General features: G+C 43.9%; 20 protein-coding genes and 1 other annotated feature (1 of these 21 cut by a window edge). Of the genes, 13 read left to right on the top strand and 7 right to left on the bottom strand.

Features of this window, described 5'->3' with window-relative positions:
* Window positions 1-35: 35 nt before the first annotated feature.
* Window positions 36-809, bottom strand: coding sequence for a general stress protein (locus JI665_RS25630; RefSeq protein ID WP_206845532.1), 774 nt, complete (start codon window positions 807-809; stop codon window positions 36-38).
* A gap of 180 nt (window positions 810-989) precedes the next feature.
* On the opposite strand from JI665_RS25630, the gene JI665_RS25625 reads away from it, so the two are divergent.
* From JI665_RS25625 to JI665_RS25570, 12 genes are all read left to right on the top strand, one after another.
* Window positions 990-2,192, top strand: coding sequence for an alanyl-tRNA editing protein (locus JI665_RS25625; protein WP_206845529.1), 1,203 nt, complete (start codon window positions 990-992; stop codon window positions 2,190-2,192).
* A 180-nt stretch (window positions 2,193-2,372) separates the two neighbouring features.
* A complete protein-coding gene (locus JI665_RS25620) occupies window positions 2,373-2,690 on the top strand; it encodes a DUF3870 domain-containing protein (protein WP_206845526.1) in 318 nt (105 codons plus the stop codon).
* A 178-nt stretch (window positions 2,691-2,868) separates the two neighbouring features.
* The gene (locus tag JI665_RS25615) at window positions 2,869-3,693 is read left to right on the top strand and encodes a M55 family metallopeptidase (protein ID WP_206845524.1); all 825 of its coding nucleotides are present in this window, start codon (window positions 2,869-2,871) and stop codon (window positions 3,691-3,693) included.
* A gap of 13 nt (window positions 3,694-3,706) precedes the next feature.
* Window positions 3,707-4,639 (top strand): ABC transporter permease, encoded by a 933-nt coding sequence (locus tag JI665_RS25610; protein ID WP_206845521.1) that lies wholly within the window; start codon window positions 3,707-3,709, stop codon window positions 4,637-4,639.
* Window positions 4,639-5,595, top strand: a complete 957-nt coding sequence (locus JI665_RS25605) for an ABC transporter permease (protein WP_206845519.1) — start codon at window positions 4,639-4,641, stop codon at window positions 5,593-5,595. Before JI665_RS25610 ends, JI665_RS25605 begins: the two co-directional genes overlap by 1 nt.
* 4 nt (window positions 5,596-5,599) lie before the next feature.
* Window positions 5,600-6,598 (top strand): ABC transporter ATP-binding protein, encoded by a 999-nt coding sequence (locus tag JI665_RS25600; protein ID WP_206845518.1) that lies wholly within the window; start codon window positions 5,600-5,602, stop codon window positions 6,596-6,598.
* 108 nt (window positions 6,599-6,706) lie between these two features.
* Entirely contained in the window at window positions 6,707-8,335 is a 1,629-nt protein-coding gene (locus tag JI665_RS25595) for a peptide ABC transporter substrate-binding protein (RefSeq protein WP_206845517.1), read from the top strand.
* Window positions 8,336-8,545: 210 nt separating this feature from the next.
* Window positions 8,546-9,466: a S66 peptidase family protein gene (locus JI665_RS25590; RefSeq protein ID WP_206845516.1), complete on the top strand. Its 921-nt coding sequence runs from the start codon at window positions 8,546-8,548 to the stop codon at window positions 9,464-9,466.
* Window positions 9,467-9,479: 13 nt separating this feature from the next.
* The gene (locus tag JI665_RS25585; RefSeq protein ID WP_206845514.1) at window positions 9,480-10,586 is read left to right on the top strand and encodes a dipeptide epimerase; all 1,107 of its coding nucleotides are present in this window, start codon (window positions 9,480-9,482) and stop codon (window positions 10,584-10,586) included.
* 33 nt (window positions 10,587-10,619) lie between these two features.
* On the top strand, window positions 10,620-11,549 hold the full coding sequence (locus JI665_RS25580; protein WP_206845513.1) for a C40 family peptidase: 930 nt from the start codon (window positions 10,620-10,622) through the stop codon (window positions 11,547-11,549).
* A 2-nt stretch (window positions 11,550-11,551) separates the two neighbouring features.
* Window positions 11,552-12,562, top strand: a complete 1,011-nt coding sequence (locus tag JI665_RS25575; protein ID WP_206845511.1) for an ABC transporter ATP-binding protein — start codon at window positions 11,552-11,554, stop codon at window positions 12,560-12,562.
* 1 nt (window position 12,563) lies between these two features.
* A complete protein-coding gene (locus JI665_RS25570; protein ID WP_206845509.1) occupies window positions 12,564-13,349 on the top strand; it encodes a serine hydrolase in 786 nt (261 codons plus the stop codon).
* A 118-nt stretch (window positions 13,350-13,467) separates the two neighbouring features.
* Here the strand turns inward: JI665_RS25570 and JI665_RS25565 are convergent, their stop codons facing one another.
* From JI665_RS25565 to JI665_RS25545, 5 genes are all read right to left on the bottom strand, one after another.
* Window positions 13,468-14,193 carry a YqcI/YcgG family protein gene (locus JI665_RS25565; protein WP_206845508.1) on the bottom strand — a complete coding sequence of 242 codons (726 nt, stop codon included), beginning with the start codon at window positions 14,191-14,193 and terminating at the stop codon, window positions 13,468-13,470.
* A 112-nt stretch (window positions 14,194-14,305) separates the two neighbouring features.
* The gene (locus JI665_RS25560; protein ID WP_206845506.1) at window positions 14,306-14,737 is read right to left on the bottom strand and encodes a DUF4395 domain-containing protein; all 432 of its coding nucleotides are present in this window, start codon (window positions 14,735-14,737) and stop codon (window positions 14,306-14,308) included.
* A 121-nt stretch (window positions 14,738-14,858) separates the two neighbouring features.
* Entirely contained in the window at window positions 14,859-16,544 is a 1,686-nt protein-coding gene (locus JI665_RS25555; RefSeq protein ID WP_206845505.1) for a mechanosensitive ion channel, read from the bottom strand.
* A gap of 465 nt (window positions 16,545-17,009) precedes the next feature.
* The gene (locus JI665_RS25550) at window positions 17,010-17,903 is read right to left on the bottom strand and encodes an EamA family transporter (protein ID WP_206845504.1); all 894 of its coding nucleotides are present in this window, start codon (window positions 17,901-17,903) and stop codon (window positions 17,010-17,012) included.
* A gap of 134 nt (window positions 17,904-18,037) precedes the next feature.
* Window positions 18,038-18,475 carry a Dps family protein gene (locus JI665_RS25545; protein ID WP_206845503.1) on the bottom strand — a complete coding sequence of 146 codons (438 nt, stop codon included), beginning with the start codon at window positions 18,473-18,475 and terminating at the stop codon, window positions 18,038-18,040.
* Window positions 18,476-18,658: 183 nt separating this feature from the next.
* On the opposite strand from JI665_RS25545, the gene JI665_RS25540 reads away from it, so the two are divergent.
* Window positions 18,659-19,543, top strand: coding sequence for a sulfite exporter TauE/SafE family protein (locus tag JI665_RS25540; protein ID WP_206845502.1), 885 nt, complete (start codon window positions 18,659-18,661; stop codon window positions 19,541-19,543).
* A 12-nt stretch (window positions 19,544-19,555) separates the two neighbouring features.
* Here JI665_RS25540 and argS read toward each other — a convergent pair whose 3' ends face one another.
* A complete protein-coding gene (gene argS / locus JI665_RS25535; protein ID WP_206845574.1) occupies window positions 19,556-21,241 on the bottom strand; it encodes an arginine--tRNA ligase in 1,686 nt (561 codons plus the stop codon).
* 45 nt (window positions 21,242-21,286) lie between these two features.
* Window positions 21,287-21,345: a binding site (T-box leader), on the bottom strand (it continues 196 nt past the right edge of the window).

Here is a 21,345-nt window from a genome sequence, read left to right as displayed (position 1 = left end):
AGCTCATCCCTTTCTTGGGAAAAGCTCCTATTTCTTTATCCTTTATAAGGGTTATTGCGGTTCTCCCTTACGTTATTAAAATCATAAGCATCTCTGTAGCGGGTATCCACATCATCGTTGTAGGCCGAAACAGTACGGTCTGTATAGTCATCTGTTTTCGTGTCGTCAAGCTTTTCGCTAAGCGGACGGTTTGAGTCCAGGTTCTCATCTGTCCAAACACTGCTGCTGTTTCTGGTGTTATCCTTAAAAGCATTCGTTCCGCGGTCAAGCTCTCCGGGATTTAAAGGATCAGCGTTTGTATAGGTTGTCCTGTCTCCTTCCAGAACAGAACGGTTTGTATCTGTATAGCCGTCAGTAAAATCTGCGGACTTAGTCTCAGGGTCAACTAACACAAGGATTTTCCCTGATTTGACATCAGCTTCATAACGATGTGCTTCCTCTTCAGGAATGCCCATGCCGATAAGTGCTCCTGCTATACCGCCGGCTCCTGCGCCAACAGCAGCGCCTGTTAATGTAGCAGCGATTGGTCCTGCTGCCACAATCGGCCCGATTCCGGGAATCGCCAATGCGCCTACACCGGCCAGAAGACCTGTTAGTCCTCCCAGAATTCCGCCTGTTGCCGCTCCGGCAGCTAATCCTTCTTCCGTTTTTGTGCCTGTTTCTTCTGTAACGGCATCTACATCATCTTTATTTTTGCTGATTACGGAAATGTCTTCAGGACGGTATCCCTCCGCTCTTAACTTTTCAACCGCTTGTATAGCTTCCTGCTCTGTATCATATGCACCTACAATATGCTTGTTTGTTGCCATGTTCATCATCCTCCTTATAATTTATTGCTTATCTATTGGTGTACATACCTTTTTCATCACAGCCATAAACCGCGTGGATAAAATTACTAATAATTTACCCTTGACTAATAAGTGGCTTGACCTGTAACTGCATAATCGGTAGTTTAAAAATAGAATAGTCACAAGGAAGGTTGGTTCGCTTTGAATAAACTTTATTATGAAGACCCATATATCCAAACATTTGAAACGGAACTTGTATATCAGGCAGCAGATGACATGGAAAGGATATATGCCGTCCTGAAAGAAACGGCCTTTTATCCAACTGGCGGAGGACAGCCACATGATGAGGGAACACTAAATGGCGTAAAAGTAGTGGATGTCGACGAGGTGGATGGGGAAATCCGTCACTATATAGAAAGGGAGCTAGACCCGTCCAGGTCCAGTGTATCAGGAGAAATTGATTGGAACAGACGGTTTGACCATATGCAGCAGCATGCAGGACAGCATATATTATCGGCTGCCTTTGAAGAGCTTTACGGCTATAAAACGGTCAGCTTTCATTTAGGCAAAGAAACATTAACCATTGACCTGGAAATCAGTGAATTGCGGGTCCAGCATGCAGAGGAAGCGGAGAGGCTGGCAAATAGCATCATCCTTGAGAACCGTCCAATTGAAGCCAGGTGGGTGAGTGCGGAAGAAGCTTCCCAATTTCCCCTTCGCAAGCAGCTGTCTGTAAGTGAAGACATTCGGCTTGTGATGATTCCGGAATTTGATTATAACGGATGCGGCGGAACCCATCCATCTTCAACCGGCCAGGTTGCAGGCATTAAAGTATTAGACTGGGAACGCCAAAAAAAGAAAATCCGTGTGCAGTTTATCTGTGGGGGCCGAATCCTTGCGCAGCTTCAGACCAAACATGAGATTACCAAAAATCTTAGCCAGCTTCTTAATGCACCTGAAAAGGACTTGCCGTCAGCGGCCAGCCGTTTGATTGAAAATGGAAAGGACCTGGAGAAACAACTGGAAGCAGCAAAGGAAGCACTGTTAGCTTATGAAGCAAAAGAAATGTTCACAACAGGGAACGGAGAGTGGATCAGCAAAGTCTCTGAGGGACGCTCCATTCAGGAGCTGCAGAAACTGGCGCGCCTAATCGCCTCCCAATCTGAAAATGCAGTTGCTATTCTAATCAATGAAACCGCTGATAAGCTCCAATTTGTATGTGCCAGAGGAAAGGATTCCGGGCCTGATATGAAGAGCCTTTCCGCAGAACTTCTGCAGAAAATTAATGGCAAAGGCGGGGGGAACCCTCAATTTGCACAGGGTGGGGGAGACAAGCTTATGAGCGGGGAGGACCTCCTGCAGTATGCATTGAGACTTGCCGGGCAAAGCAGCACTGAAAACTAATTAAGTAAAATTTAAAAGGAACAGCTTTAATTGATAAAATATTTAGAAAAGTATTGAAAAGTGATTGTAATAGAGCCTCTGTTGTATTACAATTTTGGTACGGGCCATGCATTATAATGAATGTTTATGATAGCCTCATAAACGCCTCATATAATATCCGGTTCTGCAGGAGGCAAGTTCATGTACAGACAAAATACCGTCTATATCATCGGAGACAGCAAAACATCATTGAACAATCCGATTATGCAAAAATACAATGGCTTCTTTATAGGTCTTGTAATTGACAGGGACACAGATGAAATTGTAGATGCAGAATGCTCATCTACCATTAACTTAACCTCATTATTTATTAAATCTATATTTGTCGGCAAATCCATACTGGAAGCAGACAAGGTAATGGAAGAAATCGAAAGCCGCTACTTCGGCTCCTCGCAAAAGGCGCTAATGGTTGCCTTTAAAAATGCCCATATAAAATATACACAAATTATGAATAAGTAAAGCTGCTTTTTCTGTTTTCCGCAGATGAAATCCAGCTATCAGAGAAGAGCATTATTTTCTCCGATAGCTGGATTTTTTGCATTCTGCCTGTATAAGGCAGATTGGAGGTAAATTTTACAGAAAATATCAAATAATCTATAATATAAAACTATAACAATATAATATTTGGGGGATTCAAATGAAGCTTTATCTATCTGTTGATATGGAAGGAATAACGGGTCTGGCTGATCACACACATGTAGACTCTTCGAAGCACAATTATGAACGAAGCAGGGTAATCATGACTGATGAAGCAAATCATGTGATAACAGCTGCCTTTGATGAGGGCTGCAGCGAGGTTATTGTAAATGACAGCCACTCGAAAATGAATAACCTGCTGATTGAAAGGATGCATCCTGAAACACAGCTGATTACGGGCGATGTGAAGCCATACTCAATGGTTCAGGGGCTTGACTCAACCTTTAGCGGTGCCATGTTTGTTGGTTATCATGCACGTGCTTCCATGAAGGGAGTGATGTCCCACTCCATGATATTCGGTGTTAGGCATATGTACATCAATGACCATGCCATTGGGGAAATGGGCTTTAATGCTTATGTGGCAGGTTATCATGGCGTACCGGTCCTTATGGTGGCCGGAGATGACCAGGCGGCTCTGGAAGCAGAAAAATTAATTTCGAATGTCACCACTGCGGTTGTAAAGGAGACGATATCCCGTTCAAGCGTGAAATCGCTGACACCTGCAAAAGCCGGACAGCTTTTAAGAGAAAAAGCAGCAGAGGCTCTTAGCAGGAAGGAACTTGTAGAACCGCTTGTTCCGCCAGAAAACCCTGTATTGAAAATTGAATTTGCCAACTATGGCCAGGCTGAGTGGGCTGCTTTAATGCCTGGTGCGGAGATAGAAGAGAATACAACCATTGTCCGCTATCAGGCTAAAGATATTCTTGAAGCATACCAGGCGATGCTGGTGATGACTGAGCTGGCCATGAGAACTACATTCTGTTAGGAAGTGTTAATGAATGACTGGATACATAATAAAACGCCTTATCGCAATGGTCGTCACACTTTGGTTCATTATCACTCTGACTTTTTTCTTAATGCATTCCATACCGGGGTCGCCTTTTAATGAAGAAAGAAATACAAGTGAAGCGGTCCAGCGGAATCTGGAAAAATTCTACCATTTGGATGAGCCGCTCTATGTCCAATATGGGATGTATTTGAAGTCCGTTGTGACATTCGACTTTGGGCCATCTATTAAAAAATCTTCCCAGACGGTTAATGAAATGCTCGGACGGGGTTTTCCGGTGTCTTTCGAACTGGGAATGGTCACATTGATCGTGGCAGTTTTTTCGGGAATTGCCCTCGGAATCATAGCTGCCCTCCGGCACAATGGCTTTATTGATTATTTAGCGATGACCATTGCTGTTCTGGGCATATCAGTGCCAAACTTTGTGCTTGCCACACTGTTAATTCAGCAGCTTGCTGTCAACCTGGCAATCCTGCCGGTGGCTACCTGGTCAAGTCCGAAGCATATGATCCTGCCGACTCTGGCGCTTGCGACCGGGCCCATGGCGATTATCGCCCGTCTGACACGTTCAAGCATGCTGGAGGTGCTGACTCAGGATTACATAAAAACAGCCAAAGCAAAAGGCTTATCACCGGTGAAAATTGTGTTTAAGCATGCACTGAGGAATGCCCTTCTGCCTGTCGTAACTGTACTGGGATCCTTGGCAGCGAGCATTTTGACAGGTACGTTTGTCATTGAAAAAATCTTTGCCATTCCTGGAATGGGAAAGTATTTTGTAGAAAGCATCAATACACGTGATTATCCCGTCATAATGGGAACCACCGTTTTTTACAGTTCAATATTGATTATTATGCTGTTCCTTGTGGACATTGCATACGGAATTTTAGACCCGAGAATTAAGCTGCACAAAAAGGAGGCGAGCTAATGGAACTGCGAAAACAGCATGATGACCGCAATCTTGCACCCGATATTCCGGATGATTGGTTTGTGCCTAAGGCCAAGGACCAGGATGCAGCGGAAGCAGTTGTAAGGCCGAGCCTTTCCTATTGGCAGGATGCATGGCGCCGGCTCTTGAAAAATAAGCTGGCAATGGCAGGTCTATTCTTTCTTATTGCTTTAGCCTTTATGTCTATTTTTGGACCGATGATTTCTCTGCATAGTGTATCTGAGCAGTCTCTGACCAATCAGAACCTTCCGCCATCATCGAAATATTGGTTCGGCACTGACGAGCTTGGCAGAGATGTATTCGCCAGAACATGGTATGGGGCAAGAATTTCCTTATTCGTGGGAATCGTTGCTGCCATGATTGATTTTGCAATCGGAGTCATCTATGGCGGTATCGCCGGCTATAAAGGCGGCAGAACAGATAATGCCATGATGAGGGTTGTGGAAATTCTATATGGACTTCCTTATTTGCTTGTTGTTATTTTAATCAGCGTCGTAATGGGACCAGGTTTATTCACGATTATATTTGCCCTTTCTGTGACGGGCTGGGTTGGGATGGCCCGGATTGTCCGCGGGCAGGTTCTGCAGATTAAGAACTATGAATTTGTACTGGCATCAAAGACTTTTGGGACAAAAACTTCGAGGATTATTAAGAAAAACCTGCTGCCGAATACAATGGGCCCTATTATTGTACAGATGACACTTACCGTTCCGTCAGCCATCTTTGCAGAGGCGTTCCTGAGCTTTCTGGGATTAGGCATTCAGCCTCCTTTTGCCAGCTGGGGATCCATGGCTAATGATGGGCTGTCTACAATCCTATCAGGTCACTGGTGGCGCCTGTTCTTCCCTGCCTTTTTCATCTCCCTGACCATGTTTTCATTTAATGTGCTCGGAGATGGATTGCAGGATGCCCTCGATCCGAAGTTAAGGAGGTAGCAGCATGGAGAAAGTACTGGAAGTAAAAGACCTGCATGTCACATTTACCACTTATGGCGGTGAAGTCCAGGCTGTAAGGGGAGTAACATTTGATTTGTATAAGGGAGAAACCCTTGCGATAGTCGGTGAATCCGGCTGCGGAAAAAGCGTGACTTCCCAGAGCATCATGCGGCTGATTCCATCCCCGCCAGGGAGAATAGCTGATGGCGCTGTCCTTTTTAAAGGGAAGGATTTGACTAAATTAAAAGAGTCTGAGATGCGGGATATTCGCGGTGCAGACATTTCGATGATCTTTCAGGATCCAATGACCGCTTTGAACCCTACGATTACCATTGGGGAGCAAATTATTGAAGGAATTATGCAGCATGAATCCATTTCCCGGCAGGATGCCCGTAAAAAGGCCCTGGAAATGCTAAATTTAGTTGGGATTCCAAATCCGTCCGAAAGATTGAAGCATTATCCGCACCAGTTCAGCGGAGGGATGAGGCAGCGGATTGTGATTGCCATGGCCCTTGTCTGTGAACCGGAAGTGCTGATTGCCGATGAACCCACTACAGCACTTGATGTAACGATTCAAGCTCAAATATTGGATTTGTTTAAAGATATACAGAGGAAAACAGGGGTATCTATAATCATCATTACCCATGACCTGGGGGTTGTCGCTCAAGTAGCGGATCGCATTGCCGTGATGTATGCAGGAAAAATAGTGGAAGCCGGTGAAAGAAGGGAAATCTTCTATAATCCTCAGCATCCCTATACGAAGGGCCTGCTGAATTCAGTTCCGCGTCTTGATTTGGACGGAGCTGATCTTGTTCCCATTGGCGGATCACCTCCGGATTTATTCGCTCCGCCGGCTGGCTGCCCATTTGCTGCCAGATGCGGCTTCGCAATGGAAGTATGTGACCGGGTCTATCCATATAAAACTCATTTAAGCAAGGATCATCATGTAGATTGCTGGCTCCAGGATGAGCGGGCACAGAAAATGCTTGCAGGTGTAAAATAGGTTTTTCCTTTCAAAGTGCCGGACCGGTACTTTGAAAGTTATGATTCTATCAGCTGTCAAACAGCCAGCTGATAGATAAAGAAATATATTTTAAGAGGGGGAAAAAGAATGAAAAAGTTTTTATCACTGCTGCTGGCGGGCGTATTGCTATTTGTCATGGCAGCCTGTACGGCAAATGAAAATGCCGGCAATGAATCAGACAGCAAGGATGATGGCAAGAAAGAAGAAGAAAGTGCTGAAAAAGTACTTTATTTGAACAATGGCCAGGAGCCGACTTCGTTTGACCCTCCTATCGGCTTTGACTCTGTTTCCTGGAGCGCACTGAACAACTTGATGGAAGGTTTGACCCGTCTTGGGCAAGATCATGAACCAGAAGCAGCAATTGCTGAAAAATGGGATATCTCAGAAGATGGAAAGACTTACACCTTTCATATCCGTGAGGATGCAAAATGGTCAAATGGTGATCCTGTAACTGCAGGTGACTTCGAATTTGCATGGAAGCGCCTTTTAAATCCTGATACTGGTTCTTCAGCCGCTTTCCTCGGCTACTTCATTGAAGGCGGAGAAGCTTATAACAATGGGGAAGGATCAGCTGATGAGGTAAAAGTAAAAGCAGTTGATGACAAAACATTTGAAGTTACTTTAGTTAGTCCGCAAGCTTACTTCTTAAGTGTGATTACTAATCCTGCGTTTTTCCCAATTAACGAAAAAGTTGCAACAGAAAATCCGAAGTGGTTTGCTGAAGCTGAATCCTTTGTCGGAAATGGGCCTTTCAACTTAACGGAATGGGAGCATGACAGCCATTTTGTGATGGAGAAAAACGATCAGTATTGGGATGCTGAGACTGTAAAGCTTGATAAAATTCACTGGGCAATCATTGATGATACAAATACAGAATATCAAATGTATCAATCGGGAGAACTGGATGTATCTGATGTACCTTCTGAGCTAAGCGAGCAGCTGCTGGGAGAAGCAAAGGTTGAAGACCAGGCTGGAGATTATTTCTATCGATTTAATGTAAACATGGAGCCATTCCAGAATCTAAACATCCGTAAAGCATTTGCGATGGCAGTGGACCAGCAGCAAATTGTTGATTTCGTCACAAAGAATGGTGAAAAGCCAGCATATGGATTTGTTTCATATGGTTTTGCTGATCCTACAGGAAAAGATTTCCGTGAAGTATCGGGTGACCTTGTAAAAACAAATGCAGAAGAAGCGAAGGCATTACTTGAAAAAGGCATGGAAGAAGAAGGATATGATAAGCTTCCGGAAGTTACCTTAACATACAGCACGGATGATACACATAAGAAAATAGCTGAAGCACTTCAGCAAATGTTCAAAGAAAACCTTGGCGTTGAAGTAAAGCTTGCCAACATGGAATGGAATGTATTTGCTGAAGAACAAAAAGCGCTTAAATTCCAATTATCACGCAGCTCATTCCTTGCTGACTATGCTGACCCAATCAACTTCCTTGAAAACTTCCAGACAGGACATTCCATGAACCGCACTGGCTGGAGCAACGAGAAATACGATCAGCTGATTAAAGATGCAAAGAATGAAGCAGACGAAGCAAAACGCTTTGAACTGATGTATGAAGCTGAAAAAATCTTATTCGAAGAAATGCCGATTATCCCTATCCATTACTACAACCAGGTTTATCTCTATAATGATGCAGTTTCAGGAATCGTCCGCCATCCGGTTGGATACCTGGAGCTTAAATGGGCAGATAAAAAGTAATACTTCTTCGGCTTGACGTGAAAGTGACAGGAAAAGGGGTGTTCGTGTGAACATCCCTTTTTTTCAGAGTAGCATTCTGAATTATTTCCCGAAAAATAATATATTTTCCCGAATTTTAGCTTATATCCTCGACAATTATTTCATTTCCCAAACAATGCTTTTACTTAAGGAGCATATAATGCTAATAAACAACTAAAAGGATGTGGCAGCATGGCAATGAAACCTCAACGCTTGGAAAAAGGCGATGCTATTGGAATTATAGCACCGGCAAGCCCGCCCAATCAGGAAAACCTAAAGCGATCCCTGGCCTTTTTGGAGGAGCTTGGCGTAAAGGTAAAAATGGGCGATCATGTGACTGATCAATATGGATACCTTGCCGGAAATGACGAGGACCGGCTGGCAGATTTACATAAAATGTTTCTGGATAAGGAAGTCAAAGCAATCATTTGCGCAGGCGGCGGCTATGGCACAGGGAGAATTGCATCCCAAATTGACTACAGCCTTATTAAAGAAAACCCGAAAATTTTCTGGGGCTATAGTGATATTACATTCCTGCATACTGCAATCCGCCAGCAGACAGGATTGGTCACCTTCCATGGCCCGATGCTGGCATCCGATATTGGCAAGGAGGATGCGGATCCACTATCAAAGCAGTATTTTAACCAGTTATTTAAGCCTGTAACGCTTGACTATCCGGAAGGGATTTCGAATCTGGAGACGCTGGTGAGCGGGAGTGCTTCAGGAATCTTAACGGGCGGCAATCTGTCTCTCCTGTCCAGCACGATTGGAACACCATATGAAATTGATACAAAAGATAAGCTTGTGCTTATTGAAGACATCAATGAAGAGCCCCGTGCGGTCGACCGCATGCTAAACCAGCTGCATATGGCCGGGAAGCTTGAGGATGCGGCCGGCTTTATCATCGGGGACTTTAATAATTGCGTCCCGGAAAGAGAACTTTCCTTAGAACTGGATGAAGTGCTTGATACGTATATAAAAAGGGTGAATAAGCCGGCTGTAAAGGGCTTTAATATCGGCCATTGCTCTCCGCATATTTCTGTGCCATTAGGTGTAAGTGCAAAATTGGATGCGGCCGGTAAAAAGCTGATAATCGAAAGCGGCGTTAAGTAAAAGGGTGGTATGGATGAAAATAAACACGATCGAAACATTTAGAGCTGCGGTACCACTGAAAAAACCATTTAAAACAGCTTTGAGAACGGTTGAGACAGCTGAAACGATTGTTGTAAAAGTAACTTGCGATAACGGTATTGCCGGCTGGGGGGAGGCCCCTCCAACTGTGGTGATCACAGGAGACAGCCTATCAAGCATCGAATCCGCCATTCATCATGTATTAAAGCCGATGCTGGTCAATAAGAGCCTTCTAAACTATGAGGATATCTTCCAGGGAATTCAGTCAGCTTTGATAGGAAATTCGAGTGCAAAGGCAGCGGTGGATATGGCATTGTATGATTGTCTTGCACAGCAGTGCAAACTGCCTCTTTACCAATTTTTAGGCGGGCATAAAAATGAGGTGGAAACGGATTATACGGTAAGCGTCAATGGCCCGGAGGAAATGGGGGAAGATGCTGTTTCCTATGTTCAGCAAGGCTTTAATGTCCTTAAGGTGAAAGTCGGCAAGGATGATATTTTAACAGATATTGAGAGAATTAGAGAAATACGCACACGAGTCGGACCTAAGATTAAAATCCGCCTGGATGCCAATCAGGGCTGGAAATCAAAGGATGCTATCTATGCCATTCGAAAAATGGAAGCTTTGGACTTGAATATTGAGCTTGTCGAACAGCCTGTGAAGGCATGGGATATAGAGGGCCTTAAGCAAGTTACCGATGCGGTTGATACACCGATTATGGCAGATGAAAGCGTCTTTTCTCCGAAGCAGGCATTTGAAATCATTAAAACGCGAAGTGCTGATTTGATTAATATTAAGCTGATGAAATCAGGCGGTATTTATCAGGCGCAGATCATCAATCAGCTCGCTGAAGTATGCGGGATGGAGTGCATGGTAGGCAGCATGATTGAAACCAAGATCGGCATTACGGCCGCAGCCCACTTTGCCGCAAGCAAAAAGAATATAACCCGTTTTGATTTTGACGCCCCATTGATGATGGCAAAAGAAATTGTAGAAGGCGGAATTCAATATTCCGGCCGCAAAATCACCCTGCCATCCGAACACGGCCTTGGCATCAGGAATGTATCGTTAATCGTAAACAAGCAGGAACTAACTTCCTGATAAAGTATGGATAATTTAAAGGAGGAATTCGTTTTGGCAATTCAGCAAAAATGGCTGGTTTCGGTTCCTGCTGCAACCTTGTGGACAGCAAGTGATTCATCAAGAGAAATAGACCTTGACGCCATCACCAATCCAGTTCATCTGGATTCCTGGCTTGAAAAACTCACATATGAACCCAGGCTGGAACTTTGCAATGGGAATCTTGTTCAATCACAAGTTCTGTACGGAGAAGAAGTAATTGTATTGGAGGAGAAGGATGGGTGGGTTCATGTTGTTGTGCCGAGCCAGCCTTCTTCTAAGGATCGGAGAGGATACCCTGGATGGGTGCCGATAGCCCAGCTGACAAAAAATGAAGATTGGAAGCTTGATAGCAGAAAGGCTGTGGTCATTCAGAAGAAAAAGGCAACGCTCTATTCTAATGATAGAGAGCCTGAACTTGTTCTAAGCTATCAAACTATACTCCCGGTGTTAAAAGAAGAAGCCGAGTGGATTCAGGTGCAGACACCTGAGGGAACAGGATGTCTAAAACCTGAAGATGTGCAGGTGTATGAATCAATCGGGGCTATACGGAAAGGCAACGGAAAAGACATCATCGATGCGGGGGGACAATTTTTAGGCCTGCCATATCTATGGGGCGGCATGAGCAGCTTTGGATATGACTGCTCAGGCTTCAGCTATTCTATGTGCAAAGCAAATGGATATATCATCCCCCGTGATGCCCATGATCAGGCGGAAGCAGGGAATCTGGTTGAACTTGACGCCATTGAACCCGGGGACTTATTATTTTTTGCTTATGAAGAAGGAAAAGGCAAACTCCATCATGTAGGCATCTATTATGGTGATGGAAAGCTGCTTCATTCTCCTAATACCGGTAAAACCATCGAAATTATCGACTTGAAAGATACTATCTATGAAAAGGAATTATGTGCAGCTAGACGTTACTGGCAAGAGACGGGGGAATAAATATGTCAAAAGAAGCACTCTTACAGGTCAATCATTTAAAAAAGCATTTTTCAATGGGGAAAGGCCAGACTCTGAAGGCAGTTGATGATGTCTCCTTTCATATCAAACAAGGCGAAACTTTCGGGATTGTCGGCGAATCCGGCTGCGGAAAATCAACCGCAGGGCGTACAATTATTGGTTTATACAACCGTACAGAAGGCGAAGTCCTTTATGACGGAAAGAATGTCCATACCATGACTGAAAAAGAAAGATTTGCTTTTCACAGGAAGATGCAGATGATCTTTCAGGATCCATATGCTTCGTTAAATCCGCGGTCAACCGTCCAGGAGATTATTTCGGAGCCCATGGAAGTGCATGGATTATATCCGAACAAAAAGGAACGGCTTGAGCGGGTCTATCAGCTTCTGGAGGATGTGGGTCTTAACCGCGATCATGCCAACCGCTATCCGCATGAATTCAGCGGCGGACAGAGGCAAAGAATTGGAATTGCCCGGGCTTTGGCGCTTGATCCGGAATTTATTATTGCTGATGAGCCGATCTCCGCACTTGATGTATCGGTACAAGCCCAGGTAGTCAATCTGCTTAAAGGGCTTCAAAAGAAAAAAGGTCTAACCTACTTATTTATCGCCCATGATCTCTCGATGGTCAAACATATCAGCGACAGAATTAGCGTTATGTATTTGGGGAATATAGTGGAATTAACCACTAGCGAAAACTTATATAAAAATCCGCTTCACCCTTATACACAGGCCTTGCTGTCGGCGATTCCCATCCCTGACCCTGATGTCGAGGATCACCGGGAAAGAATTATTTTGGAAGGGGAACTCCCGAGTCCGATGAATCCTCCTAGCGGCTGCGTATTCCGCACGCGCTGCCCTTATGCGATGGAGGCCTGTGCTTCCATGAAGCCTGAGTGGCAGGAGATTGAGAAGGATCACTTTGTGGCCTGCCATTTATATAATGAAAAGGTAACGGGCGACCATAACCGGCCGCAAGTAGCCGCTGCGAAATAAAATGAACTTTCATACTTTCAAAGCGGAAATTCTTAAATTGGCCAGCTGCTGTGACGGCCGCGTTTCCGTATATATCCATACAGAAGATGGTGTAATCGAAACAAATGCCGATGATGTTATCTCTTCCGCAAGCTTGATTAAGGTTCCCATTTTACTCGCGGGGCTTTCACAGGCAGAAAAAGGGATGCTTCAGCTTGATGAAGAAGCAGAGGTGAAGGATGCTGCCCGGGTTGGAGGAGCCGGGGTATTGCAGTCCATGAGCAAGGGTCTGAAGGTGAAGTTTATAGACTTAATGACGCTCATGATCATTGTATCTGATAATACAGCAACTAATTTAATCATTGAGAGGCTGGGAATAGAGAAAATCAATCAGCTAATCAAAGGTTTGGGGTATAATTGTACAGAATTAAACAGGAAGATGATGGACTTTGAGGCATTGAAAAACGGCATGGACAACACTACGACTGCCAGGGATATGGTGTCTGGCATAAAGGCGTTGGCAGAGCAGTCACTTTTAACCGGGAAATACACACAAAAAGCACTGGATATATTGGAAAAACAGCAGTACAAAAACAAACTTGCAAACACGATAGACACGGAAAAAGTCAAGGTTGCCAGCAAAACAGGCGAACTTCCAGGAATAGAGCATGATTGCTGCATATTTACCCATAAAGGAAAAACTGTTTACGCCGCTGTACTTGTGGACCAGCTTCAAAGCCAGGCAGCGGGCAGAGAATTACTGTCCGCAATCGGCAGTCTCATTAATCAATATATAACCCTAAAATAAGGAACCGTATACTGAGAACGGTTCCTTATTTATTTATGCAGTTTTTGCTTTTCAGGTAAAATTAGGAGATGGACGTTCCTCGAAGATAATTCGTGCGTTAGGCGCTGCGCTTTCAAAATTATTTATGATGAAAAGGGCATTTCCCTTCGATTGGTTTAATGTCATCACCGATAAAGTATTGTTTCCACTCACGGTGTTCGGAATCGCCATAATGGCTGATGTTTGGATGGGTAGGGAGGCCATCCCATTTTTCAACCCGTTCCCTTACTTTTTCCCTGGACATGATGCCGCCTTTAGAGGTGCCTTCAAGGCCTTCAAAAATGCGGCGCGGCTGGAAACCGAGCACAAGGCTATTGCCCAAATCCCTCGTCTTTCTCTGCTTGTAGGCAGGCGCATTTCCAAACACAAAGAATGGTTCCTCGGCAAAAGAAAACGCCCATAAATGATGGTCGGGATCTGTCGGATAATCCTTTGGCCAAGGCTTTGTATCAACCTTATGCAGGTACTGAAGGATATTCCAAAAATATTTTCTGTAATGTTCAAGCGGTTTTTCATCTGTTTCCGGCTCCACAAATACAAACAAGCCATGTCGAATCAGTTTTGGTGCGTCAAATAGCTCGATAAAGGATTCGAGGGCTTCCGGCAGGTTAGACCAGTCCCCCTGTGTAATATAGGCATATCTCAATTCGCCGCGCATCTCAGCAGTCATTCCAAAATAGCACGGGAAGGTTTTATCTGTAACCGTATCATGAAATGTTTTATATTCTTGAATAACCCACTCAGGCACAATTTCGGGGTTAGTCATATCCTCTTTTGTTAAGAGAAACTTACTGGCAGTTTTCATTTTTTCACCTCAGAATGATTTACTTATGAAATATGTACCCCTTAAAAAGTCCTTTGAAACTAGCTGAGTGGAAACGAAAAAGAAAAAGAAAAAGACAGCCGTGTTGGCTGCCTTAAGCTTTATCTAATGATTTTCGGTATTTATATTGATTGAACTGAAAGCGGATAAAACAGCCTATGCAAAATCCCAGAATGGCAACAAATGCTGATAGGGCTACCATAGCTGTAAAAACATACCCTGCAGCTGTCCAGCCCAGAAGAAAGCTTATTAGGCCCAGCGCCAGGCAGGCAACGGCAATCACTTGATTAAATTGCTGCTGCTCCCAGTCTTCGGGAATGTAATCAGCAGGATTTTTTCTCAGAAAATGTTTTGCTGTACGCATAATGGGATTGTAGCTGAACAATAAGCCCATTATACCTGCAAGTAGGGGGATGGCAAGAATCCATGCTTCTCCGATAAGCCACGAAGCTAAAACACTTAATACGATCGACCATTGATTGGTTCTTACGAGCGGACGGGGAATAGAAACCGGTGTATTTGCCAATTATTTTCCGACCTTTCTCATTGGTTTTATAGGTATTATTAGTTTACTTAAATTGCAGGTTTTTGTGAAGAGAAAAAGCCTGGAAAATAAAAAAGCACGCCATAGGGACGTGCTTCAAAAATTATTTCAGTGGCCCATTGTTTTCATCCATCCGGTTATTGCGCGGATTTAATGGGTCGTTTGCAGGATTCATAGACGGATCTGGGCTTGTTGGGTTAATCGGTTTATCAAAAGTACTAGTGGCGTTGCCTGGTTTCATTTCAGGCATGGCTTCTTTCATCACTGCTTTCGTATCGGCATCTTTGTTAATAGTTGTTTCTTCAATTTTACGATCAAGCTTTTGAAGATACTTGGCTGCAAAATCCTTTCCACCAAGACCAAATGATAAGCCGAATGCCAGGGCAAGTGCACCAAGCGTTAGAATGAACGCAGCATTTACAATGGAAGCGGCGAGACCAAGCTGATCGAGTGCCATAAAGATTGAAATCGCGATAATGGCTGCCTGAGCGATATTGGCAAGGAATTTATAATGCGGTCCTTGAAGAACCGTGCTTAGCAATTTCTTAACCAGACCTCCCAGCCACAAACCTACGCCAAGAATGACAAGAGCTGCAATCACATGAGGCAGGTAGGCAATTACACCTGTCGCCAATGTTACCAGGAAGTCAAGGCCAAGGATATTAAGAGCCTGTACCACAAACAACAGGACAATAATCACTTCTGCAATATAGCCAATCACCTGGGAGAAGCTTAAACCATTGCCTGCAGCAGCAGACTTATTTAATCCCATACCGGAGAAGTAAGAATTCAATCCAATGCGTTCGAGTAAACTGGAGACGAATTTGCGTACCCATTTTCCGAGCCAAACTCCAATCAGCACGAAGAATATAGCTACAGCAATATTCGGCAGCATCGTCAGGACATCATTCAGCATGGCAATGGCAGGTCCGGAAATGCCTTCAATATCCAATCTCTCTAGAGCGGCAATGACTGTTGGGATCAGAATAAGAACAAACACAACTGTGCCAATCACAGATGCCAGGCTTGTCCCTTCAAACAATCGGTTTAAGCCAAGTCTTGCGGTTAGTTTTTCACTTCCAATAGCCTGCAGGAAATTCGTTACAATATCACGGACGATTTTCGCAACGAACCAGCCGACAAATAAAATCAGGGCTGCTGCAAGTAGCTTAGGCAAAATGGCCAGGATGCTTTCAAGCATGCCGGTGAACGGTCCGGCGATTCCATTCATGTTTAGAGCTCCCAATACAGCCGGCAGGAATACCAGCAATGTCAGGTAGAACACAATTTTAGCTGCGTTATCAATAACATTGGCAGGCTGCTCTTTATGGTCTGTTAAATTCCATTTGCTAAGCTTTTCATGAACTTTGAGCGTTCTGCCGCTCTTTCTGATCAGCAGGCTGAGTCCGGTGGCGATAAGCCATGCGAATAATAGAATTAGAGCTGCTTTTAAAATGCTCGGCACTGCTGCCATTATGGAGGAGAACATGCCCACAAGCGGTGCAGCGATAATATCGAGGTCCAATATATTGAAGAACAGGATAAATACGAACACTAACAGCAGATAGAAAATAATCTTGCTGATTATTTTCTCAGATGAATACTTTCTATTTGCTTTATCAGGGAATACTCTGTCATCAAGGCTGGTTTTGCGCAGCCCTTTTAAAATGGCTTTTTCGATTGCTTTTGCAATCATCCACCCAACTAATAATACTAATAGTGCTAATAATAAATCAGGCAGTTTGGCCAAAAGGTAATCAAATCCGCCCCAGTACCGATTATTGTCCAATATTGTCACTCCTTAAAAGAATTTGTAGAATTGCATACTTTCATATACCCACTGCTTTTAGGAGTAAACAGTCCTTTTATCAAGATTGTTTTCGCAGAAGGGGCGTTTGACTTGCCCCATTCGGACAGAAGAAGAGGAAAACAGGAAGATGGAGTCCGAATGTGGCGCTCATTCGGACAGGGGAAGAGGAAAACAGGAAGATGGAGTCCGAATGTGGCGCTCATTCGGACAGGGGAAGAGGAAAAAGGTAGATAGAGTCCGAATGTGGCGCTCATTCGGACAGGAGAAGATATAACACAGAAGGAAGCTTTATGAATCCTGCCTCTTCACCAAAACACAGCAGTTGTTATAGACACGCATAATACATGATAAAAACCTATCGATGAGATAACAGACTTTATAGAAAAGAGACGTTGGAGGTCATTTCCAAAGTCTCTTTTCTATAAATCTTACCTCGTAAATTCCTTACGTGCTAAATCGATTCTTTGCTGCTTTTTTCAATGAGAATTGCGGAATACTGATTCCAATCAGGATCAGCACAATTCCGAAAGTCTGTGCTTCCGAAATTCTTTCGCCTAGAATCAGCATGGCCGCAGCAACAGCAGCCGGGAGTTCGGCAGAACCTACAATTGTGGCAAGCCCTGAATCTAAATGGGGTGAACCGATTGCAAAAAATAAAATTGGGAAAATGGCTCCGAACAATGCCATCAGCAGGCCGAATTTCCATAGGCCTTCAAGCTGAATGCCGCCGCTTATTAAGACGGGGCCTGAAACAGCTGCAACCAGAAGAAGTCCGCCAAATGTGATGAAGATGCTCCTCTGAATGGTTGGAATTCCCTTACCTGCCTTGCCGCTCGCAAAAATGAATACGGCAAATGTTACCGCAGATAATAAGCCATAGATCAGGCCATCAGCTTGAATAGGATGTGACCCGGAATTAATCAGGTTGCTTGCAAATACTGTCCCTATAATAAGCAAGATCGAAGAAATGACTTTTGCTTTACTGGGCATCTTTCTTTCATATAGGGCTTCTAAAAGAATTCCTATCCAGGTGAACTGAAATAAGAGAACAACAGCGATGGAGGCCGGATTCCGGTCGAGGCTCATTCCATACAGAATGCCTGTTAAACTTAGGGAGGCACCGGTCAATAACAAAGCTGCTGTTTGTTTAAGGGTGATTTTCGTTCTTTTGATAAATGGGAAAGAAAGCAACAGCAAAAGGAGCCCAAATAAATATTGGCTTCCGGTCAATTCAGGAACAGAGTGGCCGGCCTGGAGTCCAAGTTTTACAATGGATGCCAGAATGCCATAACTGCATGCGCCAAGAAAAATAAATAATGAATATTTTAAATTTGCCATTATGGATACTCCTTTCTAAAGAGGATATGGGGCAAGGTCAATCATAACATCTCAGTGATCCTAAAGGGGAAAGATTTTTTTTCACAAAAATAAGAGCCAGTGATTTTTCTCACTGACTCTTTCTTTATTATCGTCTATTCTCCTAAGTAGGCATTTAACATCCAAATATGCGTATCTAATTTCTCCATAAGGCCGATGGCGAAGTCGCCTGTCACTTGATCTTCCTGCTCCTCAGCAAGCTGGGCTAAAGAAATTAATAGTTCTTTAATCTGTCTATAATCGGAAGTAAGAGCGGCAACCATATCTTCTGCTTTCTTTTCCCCATTAGTCTCTTCAAGAGTAGTGATGCTTAAGAACTCCTTTAATGTCGCTGCCGGTGAGCCACCGATTGCAAGCAGGCGTTCCGCTGCCTCATCCACAACTTCCGCTGCTTCATTATATAATTCTTCGAACTTTTCATGAAGGGTAAAGAAAAGCGGGCCTTTTACAAACCAGTGGTAGCGGTGCAATTTAGTATAAAGAACACTCCAGTTTGCGATTTGTACATTTAATGCTGCATGTAATTTTTCCATTTTTATATTCCCCCTATGTCATTTATATTTTTATTATAACAAATATTAAATTAAAATCAATACTTATTTATAATAATTATAAATAAGATAAATTAGAAATCCGCAGTATAACCCTGAACGATTATGGTAAAGTGATATAGTACCGCTTAATTGGGAAGACATAACGGTTAGTGAGGATTTGAAATGGAATACGTTTTATTTATTACACTCGGAGCGCTTATTAGTGTGCTTTCCGGTTTTTTTGGAGTAGGCGGGGGATTTATTCTTACTCCCACTCTCATGCTATTTGGTTTTTCTCCTGTAGAAGCGATCACCACGAGTTTGCTTTTTTCAATTGGAACCTCCCTTTCAGGCATCTTCGCTCATATCAGGATGAAGAATATACGGCTTAAGCAAGGGCTGATACTTGGACTAAGCGGCATGGCAGCTACTCAGGCTGCACACCCCTTTGTGCTGTTTCTTGAGGAAAAGGGCTGGGATACGTGGGCAGTGCCTTTGTTTTATATCATTCTCCTGTCTTATTTTGCTTTAGGTATGTTAAAAAGCGGGAAAAAGTCTGCCTCAGGCGCCGTTCCGCCTTCTGAACTATCTCCATCTATTGTGAAGATGGTGCTCATTGGATTTTTTGCTGGCTTTGTTTCTACGACTTTAGGTGTGGGCGGCGGCTTTATTATGGTGCCTTTATCGGTTGCTTATTTAGGGATGATGCCGAAGAAAGCAGTAGGGACCAGCTTGTTTGCTATTCTGCTGATTGTCACTGCAGGCTTTGTTTCTTATTCTTCAACTATATCCATTGACTATTGGATTGGCCTTTCACTGGTAGGAGGAGGCCTCATAGGGTCACAATTTGGAGCGAAGCTTACCTCCTATTTTGAGAACGAAGAAATCACCTATATGCTCGGAGCCTTATATATGGCGACAGTCGCAAGTGTGATTCTGAAATTAATACATTTGAATTATACCGGCTTAGTGCTGATGGCCATCTTTGTCGGCGGGTTTTTAGTACGAAGCCTTGTGAAAATGCAGAAAGCAAATGCCCGCACAAAAGCAAAAAGGGAGAGACCATAGCGGCCTCTCCTTTTACATTTGCTGGGGCACCTTCATGCCGAGTGTTTGCATGCCATCGGTAAGGACAATTGTGACTGCTTTGACAAGGGTAAGTCTTGATTTGATGCCGTTATCTTTCTCCAATATTCTTACCTGTCCGTAATATTTATTGAAGGCTTGAGCCACATCAATCAAATATTTAGCCAGGACAGAAGGGGAAAGCTGCATATAAGATTGTCTGATTTTTTCAGGATACTGATAGAGCAGCTTGATAATTTCCCAGCTGTAAGAATCAGATAGCCCATTTTCGGCAGATGGAACATTGTCTGCCTTGCGGAGCAGAGAATAGGCCCGGGCATTGGTGTATTGCAGATAGGGTCCTGTTTCTCCTTCAAATGTCAGCATATCTTCAAGTGAAAATTCAATATTATTCATGCGGTCATTTTTCAGGTCATGGAACAGAATAGCCCCGATGCCGACTGCTTCAGCGACCTCATCTTTGTTTTCCAAGCCGGGATTTTTAGCTTCGATATTGTTCTTTGCCAGAAGGATTGCTTCATTCAGGACCTCCTCAAGAAGGATGACTCTGCCTTTTCGGGTAGACATCTTTTTCCCATCTTTTAAATAGAGGCCAAAAGGGACATGTGTCATATTATCCGCCCACTCATAACCCATCTTTTTAATAACGCTTTTAACCTGTCTGAAATGGATGCTCTGTTCCTGACCGACAATGTATAGGGAATGATCAAACTGATAGGTTTCTTTTCTGTAAAAAGCTGCAGCGAGATCCCGTGTTGCATACAGAGTCGCTCCGTCGGATTTTTTTATCAGGCATGGAGGGAGGTCTTCATCAGGCAGTTGAACCACCTCTGCGCCATTAGACTCAGCCAGCAGGTCTTTTGCCATGAGTTCCTCTATGACGGGTTCCATTTTATCATTATAAAAAGCTTCACCATTGTATGAGTCGAAATGAATACCAAGCATATCATAAACCCGCAGGAATTCTTTCAATGATTCATCTCTAAACCAGCTCCAGAGTGCCTGAGCTTGCTCATTTCCGTTTTCAAGCTCTTTGAACCAGGAACGCGCTTCATCTTCAAGGGCTGGGTTAGCTTCTGCTTCTTCATGGAAGCGTATATATAGGCTAAGCAGTTCCTTTATGGGATTTTCCTTCACTTTATCCGGGCTGCCCCACTTTGTATAAGCGGTGATCAGCTTGCCGAATTGTGTGCCCCAGTCGCCTAAGTGGTTGATTCTGACCGCTGTATAACCGCATTTTTCGGCCAGGCTGCCGAGGGCGTTTCCAATGACCGTAGACCGCAAATGGCCCATGGAGAAGGGCTTTGCGATGTTTGGCGAAGAGAAATCAAGCACGGCTGTTTTGCCTGCGCCATCATTCAGCTGTCCATATTCTTTTCCTTCGTTCAAAATTTTTTCCATTATGACTGCACCGGCTGACTCTTTGGAAAAGAAGATATTAATGTAAGGACCAGCAGCCTCTGCTTTTTCGATATGCGGTCCCTGAATCAGGCACGCTGTCTCTTCAGCAATAGAGGCAGGTGACTTCCTCAATGCTTTTGCAAGTGTAAAACAGGGAAAAGCAAGATCGCCATATGCCGGATTCTTTGGCGTTTCGATTAAGTCTGCAATTGCTTCGTCTGAAAGCTGCCCATTCAGCACTGAAGCCAGCTGGGCTGTGAAAATAGCTTTAAAATTAATCATATTACACCTCCTGGAAAATAAAAAAGCCCGTCTCTATATAAATATAGAGACGAGCTGAATCTGCCCGCGGTACCACTCTGATTGTCCAAAGGACCTCTTGC

The sequence above is a fragment of the Bacillus sp. NTK034 genome, assembly GCF_017303275.1.
GTDB lineage: Bacteria > Bacillota > Bacilli > Bacillales > Cytobacillaceae > Cytobacillus.
Note: the sequence above shows the minus strand (reverse complement) of the source record. Positions and strands in the feature narration are given on the sequence as shown.